At 45.4% G+C, this 24,773-nt stretch carries 23 protein-coding genes; 18 read left to right on the top strand and 5 right to left on the bottom strand.

Going from position 1 to position 24,773, the window contains the following annotated elements; genetic code table 11:
* Positions 1–61: 61 nt before the first annotated feature.
* A complete protein-coding gene (locus F0220_RS22340) occupies positions 62–823 on the bottom strand; it encodes a LuxR C-terminal-related transcriptional regulator (RefSeq protein ID WP_105599914.1) in 762 nt (253 codons plus the stop codon).
* Positions 824–886: 63 nt separating this feature from the next.
* Positions 887–1,951 carry a suppressor of fused domain protein gene (locus F0220_RS22335; RefSeq protein ID WP_105599912.1) on the bottom strand — a complete coding sequence of 355 codons (1,065 nt, stop codon included), beginning with the start codon at positions 1,949–1,951 and terminating at the stop codon, positions 887–889.
* A 148-nt stretch (positions 1,952–2,099) separates the two neighbouring features.
* Between F0220_RS22335 and F0220_RS22330 the strand changes: the two genes are divergently transcribed.
* The 5 genes from F0220_RS22330 to F0220_RS22310 all read left to right on the top strand — a co-directional run bounded on the left by F0220_RS22330 (position 2,100) and on the right by F0220_RS22310 (position 8,872).
* Positions 2,100–2,393: an antitoxin Xre/MbcA/ParS toxin-binding domain-containing protein gene (locus F0220_RS22330; protein ID WP_105599910.1), complete on the top strand. Its 294-nt coding sequence runs from the start codon at positions 2,100–2,102 to the stop codon at positions 2,391–2,393.
* A gap of 290 nt (positions 2,394–2,683) precedes the next feature.
* The gene (locus F0220_RS22325) at positions 2,684–4,141 is read left to right on the top strand and encodes a glycoside hydrolase family 1 protein (RefSeq protein WP_105599909.1); all 1,458 of its coding nucleotides are present in this window, start codon (positions 2,684–2,686) and stop codon (positions 4,139–4,141) included.
* Positions 4,142–4,332: 191 nt separating this feature from the next.
* On the top strand, positions 4,333–5,757 hold the full coding sequence (locus tag F0220_RS22320) for a glycoside hydrolase family 1 protein (protein ID WP_091014346.1): 1,425 nt from the start codon (positions 4,333–4,335) through the stop codon (positions 5,755–5,757).
* Between the two features lie 233 nt (positions 5,758–5,990).
* Entirely contained in the window at positions 5,991–6,842 is an 852-nt protein-coding gene (gene licT, locus F0220_RS22315; RefSeq protein WP_036668684.1) for a BglG family transcription antiterminator LicT, read from the top strand.
* Positions 6,843–6,970: 128 nt separating this feature from the next.
* Positions 6,971–8,872 (top strand): beta-glucoside-specific PTS transporter subunit IIABC, encoded by a 1,902-nt coding sequence (locus F0220_RS22310; protein ID WP_105599907.1) that lies wholly within the window; start codon positions 6,971–6,973, stop codon positions 8,870–8,872.
* A 71-nt stretch (positions 8,873–8,943) separates the two neighbouring features.
* Here the strand turns inward: F0220_RS22310 and F0220_RS22305 are convergent, their stop codons facing one another.
* Positions 8,944–9,846, bottom strand: a complete 903-nt coding sequence (locus tag F0220_RS22305) for a LysR family transcriptional regulator (RefSeq protein WP_105599906.1) — start codon at positions 9,844–9,846, stop codon at positions 8,944–8,946.
* Positions 9,847–10,030: 184 nt separating this feature from the next.
* Between F0220_RS22305 and F0220_RS22300 the strand changes: the two genes are divergently transcribed.
* Positions 10,031–10,618, top strand: coding sequence for an ankyrin repeat domain-containing protein (locus F0220_RS22300; protein WP_100529214.1), 588 nt, complete (start codon positions 10,031–10,033; stop codon positions 10,616–10,618).
* 50 nt (positions 10,619–10,668) lie between these two features.
* Complete coding sequence (locus tag F0220_RS22295) at positions 10,669–12,012, top strand: uracil/xanthine transporter (RefSeq protein WP_223199750.1); 1,344 nt, start codon at positions 10,669–10,671, stop codon at positions 12,010–12,012.
* Between the two features lie 84 nt (positions 12,013–12,096).
* Here F0220_RS22295 and F0220_RS22290 read toward each other — a convergent pair whose 3' ends face one another.
* Positions 12,097–12,474, bottom strand: coding sequence for a PilZ domain-containing protein (locus F0220_RS22290; protein WP_091013573.1), 378 nt, complete (start codon positions 12,472–12,474; stop codon positions 12,097–12,099).
* A 188-nt stretch (positions 12,475–12,662) separates the two neighbouring features.
* Here F0220_RS22290 and F0220_RS22285 point away from each other — a divergent pair, with 188 nt between their 5' ends.
* The 7 genes from F0220_RS22285 (at position 12,663) to F0220_RS22255 (ending at position 17,147) form a co-directional block, all read left to right on the top strand.
* Positions 12,663–13,130 (top strand): DUF6386 family protein, encoded by a 468-nt coding sequence (locus tag F0220_RS22285; protein ID WP_179198418.1) that lies wholly within the window; start codon positions 12,663–12,665, stop codon positions 13,128–13,130.
* Between the two features lie 28 nt (positions 13,131–13,158).
* A complete protein-coding gene (locus F0220_RS22280) occupies positions 13,159–13,839 on the top strand; it encodes a hypothetical protein (RefSeq protein ID WP_091013578.1) in 681 nt (226 codons plus the stop codon).
* Positions 13,799–14,515, top strand: a complete 717-nt coding sequence (locus tag F0220_RS22275) for an SMI1/KNR4 family protein (RefSeq protein ID WP_223199749.1) — start codon at positions 13,799–13,801, stop codon at positions 14,513–14,515. The genes F0220_RS22280 and F0220_RS22275 overlap by 41 nt, the downstream gene beginning before the upstream one ends.
* Positions 14,478–14,855 (top strand): hypothetical protein, encoded by a 378-nt coding sequence (locus F0220_RS22270; protein WP_219845526.1) that lies wholly within the window; start codon positions 14,478–14,480, stop codon positions 14,853–14,855. The genes F0220_RS22275 and F0220_RS22270 overlap by 38 nt, the downstream gene beginning before the upstream one ends.
* 36 nt (positions 14,856–14,891) lie before the next feature.
* Complete coding sequence (locus F0220_RS22265) at positions 14,892–15,293, top strand: hypothetical protein (RefSeq protein WP_105599900.1); 402 nt, start codon at positions 14,892–14,894, stop codon at positions 15,291–15,293.
* 173 nt (positions 15,294–15,466) lie between these two features.
* Positions 15,467–16,015, top strand: a complete 549-nt coding sequence (locus F0220_RS22260) for a sigma-70 family RNA polymerase sigma factor (RefSeq protein WP_223199748.1) — start codon at positions 15,467–15,469, stop codon at positions 16,013–16,015.
* Complete coding sequence (locus F0220_RS22255) at positions 16,005–17,147, top strand: DUF4179 domain-containing protein (protein ID WP_105599899.1); 1,143 nt, start codon at positions 16,005–16,007, stop codon at positions 17,145–17,147. The genes F0220_RS22260 and F0220_RS22255 overlap by 11 nt, the downstream gene beginning before the upstream one ends.
* A gap of 124 nt (positions 17,148–17,271) precedes the next feature.
* Here the strand turns inward: F0220_RS22255 and F0220_RS22250 are convergent, their stop codons facing one another.
* Positions 17,272–19,257 carry a beta-galactosidase gene (locus tag F0220_RS22250; protein ID WP_105599897.1) on the bottom strand — a complete coding sequence of 662 codons (1,986 nt, stop codon included), beginning with the start codon at positions 19,255–19,257 and terminating at the stop codon, positions 17,272–17,274.
* Positions 19,258–19,371: 114 nt separating this feature from the next.
* Here F0220_RS22250 and F0220_RS22245 point away from each other — a divergent pair, with 114 nt between their 5' ends.
* The 4 genes from F0220_RS22245 to F0220_RS22230 all read left to right on the top strand — a co-directional run bounded on the left by F0220_RS22245 (position 19,372) and on the right by F0220_RS22230 (position 24,734).
* The gene (locus F0220_RS22245) at positions 19,372–20,214 is read left to right on the top strand and encodes an AraC family transcriptional regulator (protein WP_105599895.1); all 843 of its coding nucleotides are present in this window, start codon (positions 19,372–19,374) and stop codon (positions 20,212–20,214) included.
* A 289-nt stretch (positions 20,215–20,503) separates the two neighbouring features.
* A complete protein-coding gene (locus tag F0220_RS22240) occupies positions 20,504–21,547 on the top strand; it encodes a pectate lyase family protein (RefSeq protein WP_105599893.1) in 1,044 nt (347 codons plus the stop codon).
* 300 nt (positions 21,548–21,847) lie between these two features.
* Positions 21,848–23,326: a methyl-accepting chemotaxis protein gene (locus F0220_RS22235; protein ID WP_105599892.1), complete on the top strand. Its 1,479-nt coding sequence runs from the start codon at positions 21,848–21,850 to the stop codon at positions 23,324–23,326.
* 184 nt (positions 23,327–23,510) lie between these two features.
* Complete coding sequence (locus F0220_RS22230; RefSeq protein ID WP_105599890.1) at positions 23,511–24,734, top strand: GNAT family N-acetyltransferase; 1,224 nt, start codon at positions 23,511–23,513, stop codon at positions 24,732–24,734.
* Positions 24,735–24,773 lie beyond the last annotated feature (39 nt).

The following is a 24,773-nucleotide window of genomic DNA, read 5'->3' as shown; positions in this document are numbered from 1 at the left end:
GCTTCCTAAATTGTAGCACAAACGTTCTCATATACTACCTATAGGAATCTATAGGGGTCTTCTATACATAAGACATTCGGCTGGCAATTGAAACAGCTTCTGTGCTGGATTGCACACCTAATTTGTTAAAAATCACTTTTTTGTGATGATTCACGGTGCATTCCTTGATCTTTAATTTCAAAGCAATGGCTTTTACCGTGAGGCCTCCGGCTATCATTTCCAGAATGGTTAACTGACGCTCGGTGAACTCCACTGCAGGTTTGTCACACAGTTCAGCAGTCTGTTGACTCTGATAACAGTTCTGCATGTACGCTGGAATTAGCTTGGCAATGGCAATCAGTTCACCTTGCATATCTGCATTAATGGTGGACACATCCAGATAACCGACATGTTGCGATCCCATGAACAAAGGTGCGGCGTAACAATGCCAGCTTTGAAAATAAGGACTTTCATGCTGCTCGGGTAGCAGCAGTACAGGCTTATTGTTATCCATCGTTTCTGATATGGCGTTAACTCCACAGCTCTTTGCAGTGAAGAACATGCCCGGACGAATGGGGGAATCTTCTACGACAGTTTCCAGATCTGGACTATAATCCATGGAGAGAAGCACACCGTCCATATCTGTGAGTAGAAAAAGATAAGTGCCCGTTAAATTCTCTTTAATATCCGAGAGGCTGTTCTGGAAGGCATGAATCAGGAAATGATTGATTTTGCGAAGCCTATCCAGTTGAGATTTTGGTAAATAATCGAACGGAGCCGTTTCTGTTACATGCTGGCACATGGCGGACTCCTTGTGCCGTGAGGCAAGTGTAATGGCAGGCATGTTTGATTCCTCCTTCCTGCACAGTCGCTAGTAAGCGTAGGATCTGATTGAATCTGAGGTGCGTCATCCAATCGTTTTGATGACTTGCCCTTCCTGGTTTTTAATTTCTGTTTTAACAATCTGAACGAGCATATGATCCAATGAAGTTATCTCGAATGTTCCTTCAACCGGGCGAAGGTTTTCTGTCAGATCCTCAACAATTTTTTCGTTCACCCTCAGGGTAACTTGCCTGTCCGATTCTAGTACTGAAGGATGTTCTCCGGCTTCGAACAGAATAGTAGTATCAGGTCCGATCAAGGATAGAGAGGTACCTTTCGAAATTCGGCTACGAAGGATGGTTCCGACTAATACAGCCTGTTTGGCTCCAAGCTGGAGTTTGCCCGGAACGGTCTTTATCAGCATTTTTTTACGCGGGGACTCCCAGCCCAGTTGTTGTATGAATAAAAACGCTGTGCTCGATCCGTCCTGTTCCATTCCATGCTCAACCGCTTGTACAACAGAAGGAATATCTGCGTACGAATTTCTCATCAGATCAGTCACGTATTTGGGCATGAAATTGGAGCAGGCCGAGAGGAAGCCGCGCGCATTCCACGTTTGAATCATTTCCAGCTCCCGACCTGTAATCCCAACCATCTGAATAAACTGCACGGAACCATTAGGTGTAGAGATCGCCGGTAGATCCGGGTCTTCAATAAACGAGAGAGCAGTCAACAAAGTATCGGACTCCAGACAGATGGGTCCATTGGCGTCCATGTAATCTCCTGGCTGAAAGATATTTCCGCTAGTGAACACGTAACGTCCTACATTTTGAAGCAGATTCAGCGCCCAGGCTGGCGGATCAGTCTCTCCTTCACTGCGTGTAAGACGAAATGTGAGTTCAAAACCATACCCGCTTTTGGATGCATCCTGCATCTCTTTTTCATATAATTCAGAGAAACCATATGTGACAAAATGCCAGTGGGGCATGGGTGTATTCACTGCATAAACACTGATGCCATCGAGAGGGTCCGGACCTCCGAGCATGTAAGGAATGGATGTTCCATAATGGTGCGGCTCCTCTTCACCGTATAGCTCACCGATGGCTTTATCAATTGCATCCCAACCGGAAGTGTTTTCTTCATAAGTCATTTGTTGAATCCTCCTGTACTAGTCTTTCCCCCGAAAAACATTTAAAATTAAGTCTACCTGTTACAGAAACGGATTCAAGCGGCTTAAGGATGAATTGTGTCAGATAGGACTTCGGTGTTATTAATTGCAATCCAGGGAGTGAATTTACATGAGTATGAAAGATATGTATTTCAGAGAGTTTAATCAGGCAAGCTGGGACTCATTTTCCGAACTGTTTGAAGAACTTGAACAGAAGCTGGACCCCGCGTGGGCAGAACGTGCACAACGACAAGGGATTCCGGCGGATATAAGTCGGGTACTATTGTGTGAAATGGGGGAGTACACTTTTGAATGGATCATGAAAGATATCCCGGCTTTAGGGGACCAAAGTCCCGCTACGTACCTGGAAACCGAGGAGGGGGCGCAGGCTTTAAGGGCAGCCATTTTGCGTATGCCACGTTAATTTTTCTTATGGAGTATATGTGCGAACGATCCTATGATCCAGTGAAGTTGATTTTGCAAAATAGATATGTTACGCTTACATTACAAGAGCAAACACAACAGAATACGCAATAACATCTTTTGATGGATTGTAACTGTGAAGACAGGCAAAACCTAAACTGATGGTGAAATGAAGGCCCCTTTTTTTGGTGCTATTTTACCTTGAGTTTAGGTTTTTCTTGTTTTCTGCTCTAAATCACACCATTTTCACCTGGAAAAACCAAAATAAATTTCGAAAAGAGGTTGTTGTTTATGACCACGGCAAAAAAAGGATTCCCCGAAAACTTCCTGTGGGGTGGCGCTACAGCTGCCAATCAATTGGAGGGTGCATTCGATAAGGACGGCAAAGGTCTCTCCACAGCGGACATGATTGCTCATGTTCCGAAAGAGAAGCGTACAGGCGGACATGCCATGGAAATTTCCTCTTCCCGAATTGAAGAGATTCTCTCTGGCAAAATTGAAGAACGTTTCCCAAAACGTTTTGGTATTGATTTCTACCATCACTTTAAAGAAGATATTGCATTGTTCGCTGAGATGGGCTTCAAAGTATTCCGCTTGTCCATTCACTGGGCACGTATTTTCCCGAACGGTTATGATCAAGAGCCAAATGAAGCAGGTCTGAAATTCTACGATGAAGTATTCGACGAATTGTTGAAATACGGTATTGAGCCACTCGTTACATTGTCTCACTACGAGACTCCGCTTGGCTTGACGCAAAAATACAATGGCTGGGCTGGCCGTGAAGTAATTCATCACTATGTTAGATATGCAGAAACGGTGTTCAACCGTTATAAAAATAAAGTGAAATACTGGCTGACGTTCAATGAGATTAACGTAATGCTGTTCAGCCCATACACTGGCGGCGGCATTCTGATCGATAAAGTGGACAACAAGCTGCAGACGACGTATCAAGCGCTTCATCATCAATTTGTAGCAAGTGCCATGGTTACGAAGCTTGCACACGAAATTATCCCTGGTTCCCAAGTCGGCTGTATGCTTGCTCGTATGGAAACTTATGCAGCAACATGTAATCCGGTAGATGTTCGTCTGGCTCAGCACGAGAATCAGATCAACCTCTTCTTCACGGACATGCATGCTCGCGGTAAGTACCCGAACTACATGGCTCGTTATTTTGAAGAGAATAACATTGTCATCCAAAAAGAAGCAGGCGATGACGAGATCTTGCTGAACAATACCGTTGATTTCATCTCCTTCAGTTACTACATGTCCGTGACCAAATCCGCTTCTGCCAACGAAGCAGAGACATCCGGCAACCTGACTGGCGGTGTGAAAAACCCTTATCTGGAAGCGTCCGACTGGGGCTGGGAGATCGATCCGATCGGTCTGCGCGTAACCCTGAACAACTTCTGGGATCGTTACCAGAAACCATTGTTCATCGTGGAAAATGGTTTGGGTGCCTATGATAAAGTTGAAGAAGATGGTTCGATCCATGACTCCTATCGTGTGGATTACCTGAAAAAACACATCGAACAAATGAAAGAAGCCATCAAAGATGGCGTCGATCTGATTGGATTTACAGCATGGGGCCCGATTGACCTTGTGAGCATGTCCACTTCCGAAATGTCCAAACGTTATGGATTCATCTACGTGGATCTGGATGACGAAGGAAACGGAACACTCAAACGCTCCAAAAAAGATTCGTTCGACTGGTACAAAAATGTAATCTCCAGCAATGGTGAGCAGCTGTAATTCTCTCGTTACAAGGATTGTTACCGCATAAACAGCGGGCAAAACCTAACACAAAAGTTGGCATGGAAGGAATCTAATTTCCTGATGGCCCTTTTAGTTGGAGATTGTCCGCTTTTTCATGTCGGCAAAGGATAGAGTAATGCATTTAAACAAAGAATGAAAATACCGTTAATTAGAGAGGAATGATTGATATGACTACACCATTTCCGAAAGACTTCCTATGGGGCGGCGCTGTAGCAGCCAACCAACTTGAAGGAGCTTATAATACAGATGGCAAAGGTCTGTCTGTTCAAGATGTAATGCCACACGGGATTACAACGCCTAGAACGGAAGCACCTACAGAAGATAACCTGAAACTGATCGGTATCGATTTCTACAACCGTTACAAAGAGGATGTTAAACTGTTTGCTGAAATGGGCTTCAAAGTGTTCCGTACATCTATCGCTTGGTCCCGTATCTTCCCTAAAGGTGATGAATTGGAACCAAACGAGAAAGGTCTGCAATTCTATGATGACCTGTTCGATGAGTGCCACAAATACGGAATTGAACCACTCGTAACGATCTCTCACTATGAGACACCGCTGCATTTGTCCAAAACATATGATGGCTGGGTTAACCGTAAAATGATCGATTTCTACGAGCGTTATGTAACAGTTCTTTTCAACCGTTTCAAAGGCAAAGTTAAATACTGGCTGACGTTCAACGAAATCAACTCCATTCTGGAAGAGCCATTCATGAGCGGCGGAATCTACACGCCAAAAGCAGAACTGTCCAAACAAGATCTGTATCAAGCAATCCATCATGAATTGGTAGCCAGTGCGTTAGCAGTGAAACTGGGACATGAAATTATGCCTGAAGCCAAAATCGGCTGTATGGTACTGAGCATGCCTACGTATCCGTTGACTCCGAACCCGGATGATGTGGTTGCAGCGATGCATGCTGAACAGCGCAATGATATCTTTGCTGATATCCATGCACGTGGTTATTATCCAAAATACATTAATCGTTATTTCAAAGCGAATAATATCAATATTAAGTTTGAAGATGGCGATGCTGAAATTCTGAAGCATACCGTAGACTTTATCTCGTTCAGTTATTATGTAAGTATCTGTGAGACTGGTGATCCCGAGAAACGTATCGAAGGAAAAGGAAACCTGTTCGCAGGTGTGCAAAACCCTTACCTGAAAGCGAGTGAGTGGGGCTGGCAGATCGATCCGCAAGGACTGCGCGTAACCTTGAACAAATACTGGGACCGTTATCAAAAACCATTGTTTATTGTCGAAAATGGCCTGGGTGCAGTCGATGAGCTGATCACGGACGAAGATGGCAATAAAACCGTGAACGATGATTACCGTATTCAATACTTGAATGACCATCTGGTACAGGTTGGCGAAGCTCTTGAGGATGGCGTAGAAGTGATGGGTTATACGTCATGGGGCTGTATTGACCTGGTAAGTGCTTCAACAGCAGAGATGAAGAAACGTTATGGTTTCATCTATGTAGACCGCAACAATGATGGTTCAGGAACATTGGATCGTTACAAGAAAAAATCATTCCATTGGTACAAGGAAGTTATTAGTACAAATGGCGCAAGTCTTAAGAACAGTAACGAGTAAATGCTAGTTCTATAAGCATAGTTGTACTAGCACCTTTTTATGTCACATTAACGCACATTAACCGCTTTCACAAAAACATTGTCATATGGATAATTATATGGTAAGATGGGCCTAAGGCTAATGAATACTGGATTGTTACTGTTCAATCAGGCAAAACCAGAGGCGGGGCATATTTCGTGACCTGCTTTGGTTTTGCCTTTTACTACTTTGACGGTGCAAGGTGATGTGAAGAAATGAAAATTGAGAAGGTGCTGAACAACAACGTAGTTACCGTAATTGATCCGGGAGGAAACGAACTGGTCGTTATGGGACGTGGAATTGCCTTCAAAAAGCATACTGGTGAATCGATTGACGAGAGTCTCGTCGAAAAAATATTCTCGCTTGAAAGTAAGGAAGTATCACAGAAACTTAAAACACTTCTGTCTGATATCCCGGTTGAATATGTCGAGTGCTCGGATGAGATTATCCGTTATGCCGAGACGGTGTTAGGTGAGAAGCTGCATGAAAGCATCTACATTTCACTGACGGATCATATTCATTTTGCCATTGATCGACATCGTCAAGGATTGCAGATCCGTAACGCATTGTTCTGGGAGATCAAGCGGATGTACCGGAAGGAATATGCCATTGGACTCAAGGCGCTACAGATTATTGAGGAAACGTTAGGTGTCCTGTTACCCGAAGACGAATGCGCATTCATTGCAATGCATCTGGTTAATGCCCAGATGAACGGTGAGATGAGGGAAACGATCAGTATTACGAACATTGTTAAGGACATACTTAACATCGTAAGACGTAGCTTTGTGATTGAACTTGATGAAGATTCATTGAGTTATTATCGGTTTTTAACTCATCTGAAGTTCTTTGCCCAACGTGTGTTGCAAGGAACAGCGATTGAAGATAAAGAAGAAGATAACCCGCTTCATGACTTGGTGAGCAAGCAGTATCCGGAAGCACATGCATGTGCAGTAAGGATCAGTGACTATACGCGTAAGATCTATAATCGGGTGTTGTCCAAGGAAGAAATACTGTATCTGACCATTCATATTGAACGAGTTGTCAGAAATGAACAAACAATTGAATAAAATTGGGATTGTTACTGCTAAAAAGGCAAAACCTAAACGTTGAATAATGATAAGCTTTTCTGCTTTGTCATTATTCAGTGTTTAGGTTTTTTTTTAACCTTCATTACACATAAAAGGAGCAAAACACAATGGATAAACAACAATTGTCCAAGGATATTTTGAAGCTTGTTGGTGGCGAAGAGAATATCGATCAAGTCACACACTGTATGACAAGACTCAGATTTAACCTGAATGACAACCAAAAAGCGGACAAAGCGACGCTAAAAAATACACCAGGCGTGATGGGCGTGATGGAAAACGGTGGACAGTTCCAGGTTATCATCGGTAACGATGTACCTATCGTGTATAACGCACTCGTTGGCAACATGTCCAAATCACCAAACGCAGATAATGCAACCTCAAGCGCTTCAACTGGGGAGAAGAAAAAGAGAAATCCGGTAAGTGCGTTATTCGATTTCATTTCAGGTATATTTACACCGATTCTGCCAGCGATTACAGGTGCTGGTATGATCAAAGGGATCGTGGCTATCCTGGTAGCCCTGGGTTGGTTGTCTGATACCAGCTCGACCTACATCATTTTGTCAGCAATCGGTGACGGTGCATTCTACTTCCTGCCAATCATTCTGGCGATCAGTGCTGCACGTAAACTGGGTAGTAATATGTACATTGGCGCAGCACTTGCCGCAGGTATTATGCATCCAACGATTACCGCGTTACTTGCTGAAGGAGATTCGACATTTGCAGGCATTAAAGTCATTGCCGCAACGTATTCCTCCACTGTAATTCCGATCATTCTCGCCATCTGGATTGCTTCTTATGTAGAGAAAGCCGTTGATCGTGTAACACATGCTTCACTTAAACTCTTGGTTGTTCCAACAGTTACCTTGTTGATTATGGTTCCACTGACATTGATGACAGTAGGTCCATTGGGTACGGTTCTTGGTAATGGTTTGTCCGGTGGTATTTCATGGTTGTTCGATAACATGTCCATCTTCGCAAGTATTCTGATTGGTGGTACAATGTCACTGCTAATCATTACAGGTATGCACTATGCGTTGCTGCCAATCGTAGTTGGTTCGATGACAACACTGGGTTACGACTTTATTATTCCACTGATGTTTGCAGCTAACTTGGCACAAGGTGGTGCAGCATTTGGTGTAGGTCTCAGATCGAGAAATGGCAAAACCAAATCCCTTGCATATTCCACAGGTCTTACGGCTATCATGGGGATTACGGAACCAGCGATGTATGGTATCAACATGAAGTTCAAAAAACCTTTTATTGCAGCCCTTATCGGGGGAGCGATTGCCGGTGGATTCATGGGTATCTTCAATGTTAAATCGTACGTTATTACAGGACTTGCAGGTCTGCCGAGTGTGGCAGCATTTATCAGTCCAGCAATTAGCACACTGCTCTATGCTCTGGCTGGTGGTTTGATTGCCATCGTAGCTGCAGCAGTACTGACGTACATTCTTGGATTCCAAGAAGAAAATGCAACAGAGCCAGCACCAGCAGCTGAGCCGGCAACACCAGCAGCAACAACTTCTGCTGTTGTAACTGAAGAAGCAAAAGCACAAGATGAGCAAATCTTCAGCCCAATCACAGGTGAAGTTAAACCGCTGAGCGAAGTGCCAGACCCTGCGTTCTCTGAAGAGATTATGGGTAAAGGATTTGCGATTCAACCATCTGAAGGACGTGTGGTTTCTCCAATTAACGGTACTGTGTTCTCGTTATCGAAGAGCGGACATGCCATTGGTCTGGTAAGTGATACAGGCGCAGAGATGTTGATTCATATCGGGATTGATACCGTGAAGTTGAAAGGTCAATTCTTCTCGCCTAAAGTTCAAGCAGGTGTGAAGGTTGCCGTAGGTGATGTACTGATGGAGTTCGACCGGGAACAGATCGAAAAAGCCGGTTATACAACGATTACACCAGTTATTATTACAAACATGCACCAGTATGAGTCGATTGAGTCTGCTGGTCGCACTACGATCAAAGAAAAAGACTTGTTGTTCACAGCTAAAGCTTAACCATAGAAATGAAACAGCAGCTTCACCGGAATGTAATCCGGTAAAGCTGCTGTTTTTTTGCTTATAGCCTTTTACACGGGAAGCATACCCTGCACCAGTTGTACAAAGTGCTGTGCAGGCTTGGACAAATAACGGTTCTGCAACCAGACCAGCGCCGAGCCAACCGTGGAATGCTGATCATGGATGCGATATACGTGGAATGGGTGCTCATGATATAGCTGTAGTACCGTGTGAGGCACGATGGAACTGGCGAAGCCGAGTCGGACCAGTTCCAGCAACATATTAATGTCTGAGCACTCACCCATGATAGAGGGGATAACCTGATGCTCCCGGAACTTGTCCAAAATTAGCTCGAACATACCGAGTCCTTCTGTGCTTGGAAGCAGTAGAGGGATACCTGTAAGCTGCTCAAAATAAGTCCCCACCTCCGCTCTTGGTCCCATCTCTGTCGGACTATCCAGCGGTGTTGAAGAAATATAGAAGAGTCGCTCCTGTGGCAGGTGCAGCACCTCATAGCGTTCTGTCTGGACGGGCATGCGTACACAGGCGAGTTCAACTTTGCCATCTTCCAGCAGGCGACATAATTGTGCAGACTCATTTTGCTGAATTTTATAGGTAACCTGTGGATGGGTGGTGCGAAACTGTTGCAGTGCTTGCGGGATCAGGCGATCCGATATGGTATTGATGCCGATGGTGAGTTTGCCCCGTATGCCGTGACGGAAACTTTGCATCTCCATTACAGCTTCCTCCATATATTTGGTCAAGGTAACCGCATAATCATAGAAGCTGCGACCCGCCTGCGTTAGCTCCATCATACGTCCTTTGCGTTCAAATAGAATCACACCAAGCTCTTCTTCCATTAACTTAAGCTGCTGGCTTAAGGGTGGCTGAGCCATGTGAAGTCTTCGGGCAGCTGCTGTAATCTGTTTCTCCTCAGCAATGGCAATGAAATAGCGACATTGTTTGATATCCAAGTGGTTGTTCTCCTTCGCCTGCAATGTATATGTAATTCGTATGGAAAGCCAACAAAACATGTATTTTTAATATACTACGATCTTATGTTACCATACATTAGATTTGCATACCTGACTAACAGAGTTTGGTTTCTATATGAATATTATTGCATGAGAAAGACCTTGAATTGGAGGATAAAACAACGTGGTTAGAACAATACATGATGCTGCGCAAGCGGGACATACCGATGAGGTCATTCGATTTATCACACAACAGGGAAGCCGGTTGAATGAACGGGATGCATTGGGGAGGACACCTCTGCTGGCAGCGGTGCACGGTAACAAGATAGACACGGCAAGGATGTTAGTGGATGCCGGAGCCGACATTAATCTTCGGGATGCACGATTGGACAACCTGCTGTTATATGCGAGTGCTGAAGGTATGTATGACATGGTCGAATTGGCGATTACAGCAGGTGCAGATACGAGGTTAACGAATCGTTTTGGCGGTACAGCTCTTATCCCAGCAGCAGATCGGGGCCATGTGGACATTGTGGAGCTTCTGCTGACACGCAGTGATGTGGATGTGAACCATATCAACAACCTGGGGTGGACAGCCTTGCTGGAAGCGGTCATTTTGGGAGATGGCGGGCCGCGTCACCAGCAGATCGTTGCCTTGCTTTTGCAATATGGTGCAGATCCAAAGATTGCGGATCGGGACGGGATTACACCGCTTGCACATGCGAGCCGGCATCGGTATGCCGAGATGGAACGACTATTAACCCAAGTCTGAAGAGACTTATACATTTATAATACAGAACAGTGAAAGGATATTCCGAACGAATGAACAGACATCAAGAGCATTTTTTACAAAAGAATATGAAGGACGTATCTTCACTGATTTTGGCAGGTATACAGTGGTTTTTCTTCCTGTTTACCAATACCGTTGTTGTTCCGCTATCCATTGGACATAATTTTCATCTGTCTCCGGATGCCATCGCTGCCTCCATGCAGCACGCATTTATCCTTACCGGAGCAGTGTGTATTCTTCAAGCCGTATTTGGTCATCGATATGCGATTATGGATGGTCCGTCAGGGTTATGGTGGGGATTGACGCTAAGTTTGACGGTATCTGCTTCATCGGCAGGTATGAGTCTGGAGCGTATTGGCGGTGGACTGGCTGCAGGTTTTCTGTTAGCGGGACTAACGATGGTGATTCTGGGTTGGCTGGGAGCAGCGCAAGTGCTGCAAAAGCTGTTCACACCTATGGTGAAGAGTGCCATGTTGTTTCTAATGACGATTCAATTAACCATGAATTTTTTCAAAGGTATGATTGGATATACGGAGTTTGGTCGTTTCGATCTGCCTGTTGCCGCATTGTCCGTTGTCATTGCGTTTTTGGTGGCATGGATTCAATTAAAGGGTAGGGGGAAACTGGGGAACTACGCGATCCTGATTGGGATTGTGGCAGGTTGGATCGCTTATAGTCTATTGTTTCCTGGACAGCATAGCGGACAGCCGAATCAGGCCCCGGCAGGTCTCGAACTGTTTCCGTGGGGAGCACCCAGATGGGAACCGGGTATTGTCATTACTGCATTTTTCGTGGGGTTGGTGAACATGACGAATTCGATCACCACATTAAGCACAGTTGAGAAACTATACCGGACAGAAACAACAAGCCGTCAGTATAGGCATTCCTATGCGCTAACGGGTCTGTTCACGATGTTGTCAGCCTGTGTAGGTGTGCTGCCCTTTGGTTTATTTGCATCATCGATCGGATTCTTGGAGAGTACTCGCATTCTGCGTCGTGCTGCCTTGATAATTGGAGCGGGGATGTTATGTATGATAGGTCTTACACCTTCAGTGACAGCATTTTTTGCACAAATACCACCAAGCGTCGGCAGTGCGGTTTTGTTCGTGGCTTATCTTCAGATGTTCGGCACGGCACTAAGAACGCTTGAAGGTACAACGTTTAATTCTAAAACGATCTATCGTGTAGCGTTGCCGGTCCTCACGGGAGTTGCAGTCATGAATATTCCTGCTGAGGCCTTTCAAACCTTGCCCATGTACCTCATCCCGATCATAAGTAATGGTCTCGTCATTGGGGTATTGGTCTCACTGGTTCTTGAAAAAACCGTGAACTGGTCCAAAATGGAACAACCAGCGACAGTAAGTAAAGCGGCATAAAGAGTTTCATCTTGCGACAGTCCAATTTGATTGGGCTGTTTTTTTTTGTTTTGTTTTTTTGTTATCAGTCTATATGGCATCTAACTATTTCACAATAATTTTGCCTTGTCCTGCAAGCATTCGCATCTCTCTAGAGAGACGGTCCTGGTTCCCATCCTGCATTTCGAGTTGAACACCATAATGCCATGAGGTGTTTTTTTCTTGACCCCAGCGGAGAGTGCCTTCCATATATAGAGGGTCTTCAAAGAGCAGCATATTCATTCCAATCCGAATATCGTTATTCTCTACAGGAAGGGACAGCGGAAATGACAGCTGACAGCCGGATCGACTGATATCGCAGAGTTCGGCCTGAATGGGTTTGGCGGGTGCGTTAACCCCGTTGATGCTGAGAATATAGATCTCAAAGTGGATTGGTTCCTTCAATGTGTAGCGAAAGGGTTCTTTTCTATTGTTCATTGACATGGCTTGGCTTCCTCCATCAGGTTCAAAAAAAGTCAGTTATGCTTATATCGACCATTTGGAGCAAGAAATGAAGAGTTGCGCAAGCAGAGATGGTCCATGGGTTCCTTTTACACGTGTATCAGGCTTGATATAATGATGGAATATATTTCTGAGGTCAGACCTGGATCAGACAGAAGGGACGGGTGAATATGAGAGGAACATTTCAAATGGTTACAGATACGGCAACATTGTGCCTGTATGATCTAGCAGCGTTAAAACATCGTGCTGAGGATACTTCGGACTGGTGGTCCATTCCAGTGGATGAGCTGGCTGAGGTGAATGCAGGTCATTGTCTGTTCCTGAATCTGGGTGCAGATGGAGTGTATGAGGTGGAATGGAGCCTGGAGGATGTAGAGGAGGATTCAGATCCAGATCACGGAGCGGAACGGGAAAAGGTGTATCATCTGCAAGTTCCGTCTGGGCACGTCTATCTGGGGGCGGCGGATGATGTCACTGGCGGTGAATTAGAGCCGGATGAGACGTGTGAAGGGGTTCTGTTTCAGTTAAAACCTGGAAATTATGCATGTATCGTCTCCAGAGAAGCCAGTCGGATCACCCTTGTCATGACACCAAGTATTCAGGGAAATAACACGCTGGATGAATTAATCCGGATATAGTGTACAGATACAAACAGGAGGGATTCATATGCAGGAATGGAACGAGATAACGATGATGAATGCAGATGCCCTGCGTAAACAAATGAGAATACTCGCTGCTTTGGATATTATCTTTTCGGAGGAAGAATGGCTACGCGTTCATCATTATGAAGCTGAACTTCAGCCAGGTGTGCCATGGGGAAGCATCGATAACGGCGCAGGTGATCATCTGCATGTATTATTTACGAATTCAGGCACGTTGATCAAGGGATTCGATCATGAGTCACCTTTAAGTCCGCATGCTCGTGAGGATGGAGAGATCTACCCAGGCATGTACGATGAAGTGCCGAAGACATTGATGGCTGTTCTGCGGGATCATGAGGAGGCATTGGATCTGGAGAATGTGACCTTTTGCCTATGGCAGGAAGGGAACGACTTGTCATGGAAGGTTGGTAACTGGATTCAGATGGCGATGGCCGAGGAAGGTGAAGCGGACGCCAGAGGTGGTGCAGAATTTTTGCTGGGATATTTGGAGAAGAACCCGGTAGATTACGTTGATTGGGCCAAAGGGTACTATGACTTGCCGGATCTGCCGTTGGAAGCCGTAGCTGAAGTATATGAAGAAAAACCGGTGACCGCCAGCCTGATTAAGCAGTTGTGTCCTGAGCGAGATGTGGCAGTAGTACTGGATGAGTTACAGCAACGCGGGTACGCCGTGGAACAAACGTAATAGAGTAGCTAAGGGAGATGGGGAAGCCATGTACAAGATGCAATTGGAGCGTATGCGTGAAAAGTTGATCACTCTACGAAGCCTGGACCCGGATCTGGACCTGTTTGGCGCAGAGAACCATGAATATGAAATGGCGTCTGTGTGGACGCAGAAGGATATTGCGCAATTTGAACAGAAATGGCGAATTGAGTTGCCGGAGGATTATAAGATATGGCTTCTTCATATGGGAACAGGTGGTGCAGGACCTTATTATGGTCTGGAAAATCCGGATGATGGCGTATACGCTGTGCTTGGTTATGAAGATGAGCTGAACGCGGTCTCGGACCCTTTCCAATTCACGGAAGCATGGAACTGGAACTATGACTGGTTCGATGACAGCAAGGAAGAAGAGGAATGGGAAGCGCTGGAACATGAATATTTTGATCCAAAGTGGTCAGCAGGCATGTTGCGCATCAGTGATTTTGGCTGTGGCATATCCTTGAATCTGATTGTTAAGGGAGCCTCCTACGGAGAGGTCTGGGTTGATGACCGGGCTAACCGTAATGGAATTTATCCTGATCAGTATTGGGGCAATTCGAATCGACTACATTTCCTGGACTGGTATGAGTTGTGGTTGGATCGTTCGATCCATCAAATGCATGAACAAAAGCAACAATCTGGAGCGAACGAAGTCTAAAGGAGGTTGTACATTGGGTTGGGAATATGGGATTAGAGCAACGGAGCCTGCGATTTTACCTGAAGTTGTGAAGCGTCTGGCAAGTGCATTAACGTTTACCAACATGTACAGCTTAGAACACCAAGCCAACGGTTTTGTACTGAAACGTGAAGATTCTTCCTGGCCTAGAGCCCTTGAAGTGTGGATAGAAGAGGCTTCCGGGTTAGAAGAGATTATGGATGGGGAGTCGTATATCTACTGTTTATTTCATATCTGGGGTGAAGAGGGTCGGAGCTGGATGCAGCAGATGGAGCAAGAAAGCAGGCAGGTAGATGGTGGATTAATCTGGTTTGAACTCTGATCGGTAGAAGATTTGCCTGAAACAGGAGGAGCATATATGGCTAAAAAATTAAAGAGAACGATTCCTGCACTCGTGTATCAGTATCAAGGTCCACAGCGGAATGTGGGTTTTGTTTTATCCCCTTTATACATACAAGAATCGGTTGAAGTAGTGATAGAAGACATGCTGTTTATATATAATGAAGACTTTGATTACATTCGTCCTGCATTGGATCGCACATTTCCCTTAATTGACCCGCGAACTGGAGAAGAGATGAAGGCACTTGATCCCTGCTGGGACAATCCCATTACGAAGGATGTATGGGTAGAGATTTTATCAGAGTTGGATCAACAGGTGGTTGCAGAGCCTGAATTACGGAATTTTTTGAATCAGTTCACAGCTTGGGTGAGAAACCATCTGCAATTGGCCGACGGGATCGAAGTCACCGGTAACCTGTAAGTTAGTTGATCTTGAATTGTTCATGCTTGTGCGTAATTCAGTATACCGGCGGCCGAAGTGCTATGTAATCAAGCTCCCTCATGATGATGGCGGAGCTTTTTTTGATGAATAAAAACCGTTTGCTTCACTCACCCGTCTTATACCACAGAAAGAGAGAGAAGGAGGGATGCGGGGTGGAAACAAAAGCAGAGATGAACCAGAGGATCTATGTGCAGACCGAAGACGAGACGGCATTTGTGCAATCTATTAAGGAACATCAAGATACGCTCATTTCTATTGCCTATAGCTACCTGCGTAACCGGCAAGATGCGCTGGAAGCTGTGCAGGAGATGACATGCCAGGCTTGGATTAAACGTCGTACGCTGATTAATGAGAAGGCGTTCAAGTCGTGGATCATTCGGATTCTAATCTATGTCTGCATCGATGAACAGAGACGTCGCAAGCGGGCGACACCTCTGGCAGCGGAGAATCTGGAGGACAGCATTCCGGCGTCTTGGATGATTAGCGTTGATGATAATCGAATTGCGATGGAATCTCTTTTGCAAAAGGTGAAACCAAAATATCGCCATGTATTATTGCTGAAATATTATAACGACATGACATTGACGGATATTGCCTCGATCCTTGGCAAACCGGAAGGTACGATCAAGACCTGGCAGCACAAGGGACTCCAACAGTTGCGCAAGTTGATGAAGAACAGGAGGGATTGGCATGACCACTAACCCGGAGGAGAAAGCACTTCTTGCAGATGCATATCAGGTGAAAAGAGAGAAGCAGCACTGGAATCCGGCGGACACGACTGCTGCAATTCAACGTGGTCTCGCAAAGGGCAGAACAAAACGATCAGGTAGGACCGTTCGTTTCAAATGTATCACGGCAGTGCTGGTTACGATCCTGGCTGCAGGTTGGTTTCTTATAGGCCCCTTTGGAAACTACGGGCAACAACTGGCAACATATACTGAGCCTGTAACCGATTGGGGAGTACTAGAGCCCTTTCGTGACCTGTTAACTTCGGATATGGACCGTGCCACGATTACTTCAACGCTCAATAATGGTTATGTGCAACTCGTGGATCGGACGGTTACATCAGGAATATATCAGTTTACCGTGAATGCGGTTATGGCTGATGAGAACAGGATAACGGTATTGTATACCGCTAGAACGGATGCTTCGCAAAAGATGTATTCGATAGTCAATACCAAGATGACGGATGCAAGAACAGGTTATGTCCTTGATAACGGAAATATAGGAGGGGGGCATTTCTCCAATGATAAACATACCATTTATGGCAGGAATACAATTGAGCGTAATCGAAATAAACCGCTGCCTGAGCAAGTGAATCTTCAGTTCCAGCTTTCTTCCGTTGTTCCAGATGTGGTGGAAAATTCAGAAAATGGGGAAAAGGAACGGAAATATCAATTTTCCAAAAAAATGAATCTTTCTTTTGCGCTGGATCCCAAATTCTCTATCCCCAAAACGGAAATTATCAACGTTAATCGGACCTTTACCGTTGGAGGTTATGAGGTCATGTTGTCCGAAGTTGAGTTATCTCCTCTTGTAACTCGGGTCAGGCTTGTTTATGAGCCGGATCAAGAGATCGATTACAAAACGAAGTTGTTGATCAGTGAGGTCGTTCAGCCTATCGAGATTGTAACTACCTCTAAAGGCGGGAAGCAGACCAAGTTATCCATGGTAGGTGGGAGCGGAACGGAAGATGGAATGATGTATTCTTTCAGCAGCAATCTGTTGGACCATCCGGAGTCCATGATATTAAAACTTAGTGGTAAACCAGGTAAGGTCTATGATGATTTGCAGGAAGCCAAGAAGGATGAACTGGACATCAAAATTAAATAAGATGAACTAACTGGCAATACTCTTATTCAGATTAGGTGGATGTTAGTGAAATAAGAGAAGGGATGTCCCTCAAGGTCGTAAGCCTTGTGATACATCCCTTTTTAAATACGAAAAGCTGCTGATCTTATACAGTTAGAATATCTACTCCCAGAGCTGGAAGGGTCAACTTTTGATCCAACCTCTCGCTGGTCAACAAGCTGCGATAAGGAACGTCCAGCGTAATCTCTCGTTGCTCATTCGTCAAATTGATCAGAAACAGGAAGTTTTGCTCCCCCTTCGTTCGAATCGACAGCTCGACACCTTCCGGCAACTGGATTTTGGGCGCCAAATCCTTTTCCTTCAATATGCCTTCAAACAACTGATAGAAATACGATGGCTCCGGCCAAGTGCCAACATAATACACTTCACCTTCACCAAACTTATTGACAGTAACCGCCGGTACACCCTCATAAAAGTCGTTGTCATACCAGGCGATCGGCTCTGTCCCTCGCAGTTCCAGTAGATCACACCATTGCTTCGCAGCGAATGTCTTGCCCTCCGCGTTCCGTATCCGATGCTCACTGTTTCCGATGGCATCATATTCACTTACGACAACACCCGCCGCTTCAGCCAGTAGCCCCGGCAGAGGCAGCATCTCACATACATTCCTCATGTTCTTCACACCAGTCCGATTGGTGAGGACAACCGTCCCCCCTTTAGCTGCGAATCGCTCCAGTCGCTGTGCTATTTCTTCACTTAACAGGAAGAGAGAAGGGACAATGACCAGCTTGTACCCGTCGAGCTCCTCGGTCCAGTTGATAACGTCTGTACCAACACCCATTTTCAGAAATGCATTATGCATAGAGGACAAGTTGTCTATATAGTGCATTCCTCCTTCCGCCTGCGGCTGAAGGGAAAGTGCCGTATGCTGATCATGCGAATGCAGAATTGCAACCTGGGTAACAATGGTTGAGTCGGCCAGCAGTTCTCCTAACTGGTTCACCTCGCGTGTAAGCTCGGCAAACTCTCTGAACCTGCGTCCAGGAACATTGCTGTGGTCAATCAGCCCATGCCAGAATTGTTCGGCTCCGACGGTTGCACTCCGCCAGCGGAAATGGACGACCATATCCGCACCGCGGGCGATTGTCTGCCAGGAGCGAGCTCGGATCAGTCCAGGATACGGGGTGCGCTGGATCGGCATCCAGGCTCCCTGTGCTCCGCTGAGCTGTTCCATTACCCAGAAATTCCGGCGTTTGATGCCGCGAACCAAGTCCAGCGTAAGCGCTCCGTTCCTCGGAAACCGATCGCCATAATCGCGATACAGCTCATTCGGATAATAATCAACAGAGACGAAGTCCAATTCGTTGTGCATATCATAATAGTCCAGGCTATTCGGATACTGCCACATGTTATGCGTCACGAATTGGTCTGGACAGTTACGGCGTAAAATCTCAAGCTGCCATCCCAGCAGATAGCCTACGCTGTCAGAACAAAATCGCTTGTACTCCAGAAGATAGGAAGGATTCATCGGTTTGCTGGCACCGAGTGGTGTTGTTACCTCAGCCCAGCTGCTGTACTCACCACTCCAGACGACCGTACCCCACTCCCGGTTCAACTCCTCCAGATTGGAATAACGCTTTTGCAGCCAAGCAACAAATGCGCGATTACATGTATCACAATGGCATTCCTGGTAGTGCATCTCGTTATCGATTTGCCAGCCAATAACGGCGGAATGCTTACCATAGCGCTGTGATATCGCTTCCACAAATTTGGAGCCCAGCATTCTCAAGGAAGGGCTGTTGTTGCAGCGATGTCCACGGACACCTGGCCGAATGATGTGGCGTTGTTCATCCATGGGCAGCACATCCGGATAACAGGTAGTCATCCAGTTTGGCGGGGTATTGGTGGGGGTGCATAACACAATTTCCATACCACGCGAAGCGAATACTTCTATAGCTGCATCCAGCCATTCAAACTGATAATTACCCTCAGTCGGTTCCATTCGGCTCCAGGCGAACTCTGCCATTCGCACAACAGCAACCCCCGTCTGTTGCATAAGTATGGCATCTTTCTCCCATAACTCCGGGGTCCATTGCTCTGGATAATAATCAATTCCGATCTTAATTGTCATCCTGTGATCTCCTTTATTTATCAATATATTGCGATTATATGTTATATTAATTTGAGTGAATATCTTAAATAATTAATATGATATAACAATATTAAGATCAGGAGAGTTAGTCGTATGCCTCATCCCAATCGTAATTTTCCGGTGTTATCTGCCCGAGACAAGCTGCTCCCTTTTTATTTACTTGGCATTGGCCTGCATCATGAACAGGAGCATATCCGCCGAGACCAAGGCATTGAGGATTATCAGTGGATACAATGCCGCAGCGGTGTGGGTAAGCTCAAGCTCAGTGAAACGGAACATATCGTCAAGCCAGGTATGGGCATGCTGTTATTCCCTGGACAGAAGCACGAATACTATGCGCTATCCGACAGTTGGGAAGTCGACTGGATCATTTTCGATGGCAATGGGTCAGCAAATTTATTTGAAACCGTGGGCATTGTCCACACATGCGTATACACGCTTGCACAACCTGAATACCTTCTATCCCGAATGCGAGAGCTGCTGCAAGCTGCTTTAACACCACAAGAGCAGACATTAAGCAATTACGCCTGTTCCGCCATTCTCTATACCTTATTGACAGAGATTATTCAACGCGTATCTGTTGAGGGCAGCGATACGGTCGGGCAGCAGTATGAGCGATTAAAACCGGTTCTGGACTATATTGAACAACATTATGCTGAAGAGATTACTTTGCCAACGCTGGCTGGATTGATCTGTGTCACACCAGAATATTTCTGTCATTTGTTTAAGAAAACGACAGGTATTCGTCCCATCAGCTATGTTAATCAGGTAAGAGTCAACAAGAGCAAGGAATTGCTGCTTGATAATGTGCAGCGCGGGATGGAGGATATTGCTCGTCAAGTCGGTTTCGAATCGACCAGCTATTATGGAGCCATCTTCAAGAAGCTGGAACGAATTACACCTGGCTCCTTCCGCCGCAGCTATCAGAAGTCGTAACATATTATTATCCGCAAGCGATGTTTTTTTGTCAGAGGCTTTAGGAACTGATCCGAGTGCAGATCAGTTCCAAGTTGGATCACATAGTACTCGTTAATAGAGGCGCTAATTAGCGGCTCTATTTTGTGTGAACGAATGGCCTGGTTTTACGTTTTTTCACTATATCTGATCTGCTGTTGCATAAAAATGATAATTATTGTCTTTTTGCAATTTTCGTATTGTCACAGCCAAAGTTACACGATATAATCGAGTTGTATTTGAGGATAATATTATAAAGGATGGTGAAATTTTGAAGAAATTTTCGATGCTTTTACTTGCTGTAACTCTATTGTTGTTAACTGTCTCCAGAGCCCCGTCTACATATGGTGCGGCTAGTTATCCAAACACAGGTACGAACGGGTTGACTGGTTTTGCAGGCAGTGCCAAGAATGAGAATGGTGTATCCAAGTCAGCTACGACAGGTGGCAAGAACGGTCAGGTGGTTTACGTTAGTAATCTCAATGATTTGAGAACACACATGGCGGGATCTACGGCCAAAATTGTCGTCGTTGAACAGAATATTTCCTCCTCTACGTTGCAAAAAGTTGAATTCGGAGCGAACAAGACCCTGGTAGGTTCCTTTGGCAAACATACATTAACGAATATTCATTTCAGATCCACAAGCAGTTCAAGCAATGTGATATTTCAGAATCTGACTTTTGAACACGCTTCCAATATTAATGCCAATGATGATATCCAGATGTATATCACTTCAGGCTCCAATTACTGGATTGATCATGTGACGTTTGCTGGTCACAGCTACAGCTCTGGCGGTAGTGATCTGGACAAGCTTCTGTATATTGGCGATCGCGCCGACTATATTACGATTAGCAATTCCAAATTTGCGAACCATAAGTATGGCGTCATCCTCGGTCATCCGAATGATGGTAACAGCAGTTACAATGGAGTACCTCATGTGACGATGTCCAATAATTACTTCGAAAATTTATATGTACGTGGTCCTGGGCTTTTAAGATATGGTTACTTCCATCTCAAAAACAACTATGCAAACAACTTTAATCAGGCCATCACAATTGGTGAAAAAGCACGGATTTATTCCGAAAACAACTACTTTGGTGCAGGTGCTGAAAAGGGCGGCATCTTGGATGACAAAGGAAAAGGTGAGTTTACGGATTCGGGCAGTACGCCGGCCCTGAATAGCCCGACTTCTCCTAAAACGAACTGGAGACCAAGCTCCAATTACAGTTATCAGGTAGAGAGTGCCAGCTACGCACGTGAGTTCGTCACCAAGTATGCAGGTTCCTCCAATACGACACTTGTATTTGGCAAGTAAGAGTTGCTGCACATCCTTTCACGACCCAAAAGGCCTGTCTTGTGCGCCATAACGCATAAGACAGACCTTTTTTTTGTAAAATGATATGCTTACATATCATTTTACAATTCATATTAATTTTTAATTAACAATACCGATATACATAAAGTAGCGCTGATTTCATACTTGTGAAGTTAATATGTACTATGTTAAGGCGATGCGTATTTGCGATTTGCACATAAGCAGGACCAAAGACTACTAGATGTAGTACAGAAAGGCCCTACAACTCACATTTAACCTACTTAAAAGGACGGGGTATGCATGGATCGTATGGACGAAATTATTTGGAAAAGGAACAAATTAATCGGTATCATTTTGTGGATTATTATTGCCATTGGTATGGGTCTGGCCTTTACGATGCCGAAGTTACTTGTGTCCAATGGAGTAGCTCTGATCTTTGTAGTTTGGATTACATACGCTAATGCGAAAAAGAAACATATTCATCTCATTCCATGGCTGATTACCGTATTACTGACAATATGTGGAGTCTATGTCGGTTGGGGAACGGTCAATTTTGCGTTAAGTTTGGTCATAACCGCAGTTCTTTTGTTATTTCCTAACAAGAAATTTTTTGTGGTTGGATTTTCGGTATTACTAGTTAACAGTGTTCTTCAGTTATTTGTTATGAATACCGTTGACTCTGTTGAGCTAATAGGTAATATCGTTAATGTGGGACTATTCGCTCTCACGGGAGCCATTCTGATGCTGGTCTCCCAGCTGAATCAAAGGCTCTTCCATGAAAGTGAAGTACGCCAGAATGAGGTGGAGCATTCTAAGCAAAGAGTGGAAACCATGCTGGAGCGTGTGAAGGAATCGGTCGAAGGTTTATCACGTTATACGGATCAATTGAAGGAAAAAGTGAATGCGACCGGTTCTATCACCAATGAGGTGACACTTGGGTTCAGTGAGGTTGCAAAAGGTGTTGAGTTTCAGGCGACCAGTGTAGCCGAGATCTCGGAATCCTTATCTGTGTCGGATCAGCATATCAAGGACGTTGCTTCGTATTCCCAACAGATGAAAGAGTTGTCCGCAAGTATGGCAACGAGCACGCAAACAGGAAGCACACAGATGGACCAGCTGAACATCCAAATGCAAGATCTATATGAAACGATCAATACAACTGCAAATGACATGCGAAAGTTCAACGAGGAAAGTGAATCCATGACACTTATGCTGAACAGCATAGCGGATATTGCGAGTCAGACCAACCTGCTCGCACTCAATGCAGCCATTGAAGCCGCTCGTGCGGGTGAGCATGGACGCGGGTTTGCTGTTGTATCAGAGGAAGTTCGCAAGTTGGCAGAGAACTCGGGTCAGTCCGCAAGTGATATCGCAACCATCCTGTCTCGATTAAAAGGGCAGACGCAGGCACTGACGGATCGATTCGAACGCATTCGTCTTTCGTTACAACAAGGGAGAGATAGCGTGCATACGGCAGAGGAAGTATTTCGTACCATTAACAGCAACTCTCAGCACGTGTTAACTCAAGCGACAGATATCGAGACTAGTTCAGCGACCATGAAGGAATCTTCCACCAGAGTTGTGAATGAGGTTTCCGAGATTTCGAGTGTGACTGAGCAATCCAGTGCAGCGACAGAAGAGATTCTGGCAAGCATGGAAGAACAACACAACCTGACACAGAAGATGGTAGAGAGCTTTGGAGAACTGGAGCAACTGATTGTAGACCTGAATGAATTGGTCTCGGATCATCAAGCTTCTTCCGTTGGGAACAAACTTTAATAATAAATAGTTGAGAGCCTGTCGGTGCGTATTTAGCGTGCTGGACGGGCTTTTTTTATCTGCAAAACAGCTTGATGCCGACATTTTTTTCCTATACAGTGTGTTGTGTAGAGTATGAAGAGAGTAGAACTAACCATGTAAATGGTAGTTAAAAGAAGATGTTACCTCATGGGGGAGTAAAAGGTTGAAGAATAAAGGAATGAAAGACAGCTCGGCCTATGATGACCGTACATATGAAGTTAGGAATGATAATCACGCTGAACGCGTGCGTCTTTATGATCAGCATTCGTTCGAAGGCATGGACTGGCCCGATACAGAGGACGGCAGATATGCCAGAGCTTATCTGGAGCCTATGATGCTGGACGGGACCCAAAGCTTTATGTCCAACGTGGAAACGACATTGTTGCTCGCCCGGATTGATGATCTCGTTATTCCGCTGACGGTGAATGATACAGAGTATGATAATGCTTACGTTTGTTCGCCATATACGCATTATGTGAGTTACGCCAAGGAGGAACTGAGCATGTTGCAGAAGCCTGTGTTGGAAAAAGGTCTTTCTGTGCTGCTCAGTCTAATAGGTTGGGGAATGAAGCAATCGCAGATCAACAAAGTTGTGCATGTGAACAACTGGTTGTTGTCCACCAATCTGTATCCAGCCATGTCCGGTGAACAGGCAGAATGTTTGCTTACAGCGGTACAAGAGCGATACCCTGAGCATGTCATTGTGTTTCGCTCCTTGTCTCCGGGACTTCATCCCGATCTGACGGCGAGGCTAACGGAAGTGGGGTGTCGACTAATTCCGAGCCGACAAATCTACCTGTACCATGCGCATGATCCGAATTTTGGCAACTCGAAATCGCGCTGGCTGTTGAAGCGGGATTACGAATTATTGGCCAAGCACGACTACGAATTCGTTTCCGAGTCAGATATGACGGATGCAGATATTCCGCGAATTGTGGAATTGTACAAGCTGTTGTACCTTGAAAAATACTCCTATCACAATCCGCAATTTACCGAGCGTTTCATTGCTGCTGCGATGGCATCAGGAACACTCAGACTCTATGGACTGCGAAAGGAGGGGCGCCTGGACGCGGTGATGGGTTATTTCTGCCGAAATGGAATCATGACAACGCCACTGTTTGGTTACGATACGGCGGTGCCCCAGTCTGTAGGACTATACCGCATGTTATCGGCATGCCTGATCGGACAGGCTCGCGAGAACGGCCATCTGTTACATGAGAGCGCCGGGGCTGCACAGTTCAAGCGCAATCGCGGTGCTGTGGCGGATTTTGAATATTCCGCTGTGTATGAGCGCCAGCTTCCATGGGGCAGACGCTGGTGCTGGCTGCTGCTTGATCGGTTGCTGAATCGCATAGGTGTTCCGCTGATGCGCCGTATGAAGCTGTAAACAGACATAATAACGTTTTACGCTGCCCTAGGAGGGGGT

This window comes from Paenibacillus sp. 37, assembly GCF_008386395.1.
Taxonomy (GTDB): domain Bacteria; phylum Bacillota; class Bacilli; order Paenibacillales; family Paenibacillaceae; genus Paenibacillus; species Paenibacillus amylolyticus_B.
This window is presented reverse-complemented; position numbering and strand designations above follow the sequence as displayed.

Coding starts and splice junctions, on each gene's coding strand:
- licT (WP_036668684.1), top strand. CDS start 5,991: ATGAAAATTGAGAAGGTGCTGAACAACAACGTAGTTACCGTAATTGAT.
- F0220_RS22265 (WP_105599900.1), top strand. CDS start 14,892: ATGGCTAAAAAATTAAAGAGAACGATTCCTGCACTCGTGTATCAGTAT.
- F0220_RS22255 (WP_105599899.1), top strand. CDS start 16,005: ATGACCACTAACCCGGAGGAGAAAGCACTTCTTGCAGATGCATATCAG.
- F0220_RS22320 (WP_091014346.1), top strand. CDS start 4,333: ATGACTACACCATTTCCGAAAGACTTCCTATGGGGCGGCGCTGTAGCA.
- F0220_RS22325 (WP_105599909.1), top strand. CDS start 2,684: ATGACCACGGCAAAAAAAGGATTCCCCGAAAACTTCCTGTGGGGTGGC.
- F0220_RS22295 (WP_223199750.1), top strand. CDS start 10,669: ATGAACAGACATCAAGAGCATTTTTTACAAAAGAATATGAAGGACGTA.
- F0220_RS22250 (WP_105599897.1), bottom strand. CDS start 19,257: ATGACAATTAAGATCGGAATTGATTATTATCCAGAGCAATGGACCCCG.
- F0220_RS22290 (WP_091013573.1), bottom strand. CDS start 12,474: ATGTCAATGAACAATAGAAAAGAACCCTTTCGCTACACATTGAAGGAA.
- F0220_RS22245 (WP_105599895.1), top strand. CDS start 19,372: ATGCCTCATCCCAATCGTAATTTTCCGGTGTTATCTGCCCGAGACAAG.
- F0220_RS22280 (WP_091013578.1), top strand. CDS start 13,159: ATGCAGGAATGGAACGAGATAACGATGATGAATGCAGATGCCCTGCGT.
- F0220_RS22275 (WP_223199749.1), top strand. CDS start 13,799: ATGAGTTACAGCAACGCGGGTACGCCGTGGAACAAACGTAATAGAGTA.
- F0220_RS22310 (WP_105599907.1), top strand. CDS start 6,971: ATGGATAAACAACAATTGTCCAAGGATATTTTGAAGCTTGTTGGTGGC.
- F0220_RS22235 (WP_105599892.1), top strand. CDS start 21,848: ATGGATCGTATGGACGAAATTATTTGGAAAAGGAACAAATTAATCGGT.
- F0220_RS22340 (WP_105599914.1), bottom strand. CDS start 823: ATGCCTGCCATTACACTTGCCTCACGGCACAAGGAGTCCGCCATGTGC.
- F0220_RS22270 (WP_219845526.1), top strand. CDS start 14,478: ATGAACAAAAGCAACAATCTGGAGCGAACGAAGTCTAAAGGAGGTTGT.
- F0220_RS22285 (WP_179198418.1), top strand. CDS start 12,663: ATGAGAGGAACATTTCAAATGGTTACAGATACGGCAACATTGTGCCTG.
- F0220_RS22330 (WP_105599910.1), top strand. CDS start 2,100: ATGAGTATGAAAGATATGTATTTCAGAGAGTTTAATCAGGCAAGCTGG.
- F0220_RS22335 (WP_105599912.1), bottom strand. CDS start 1,951: ATGACTTATGAAGAAAACACTTCCGGTTGGGATGCAATTGATAAAGCC.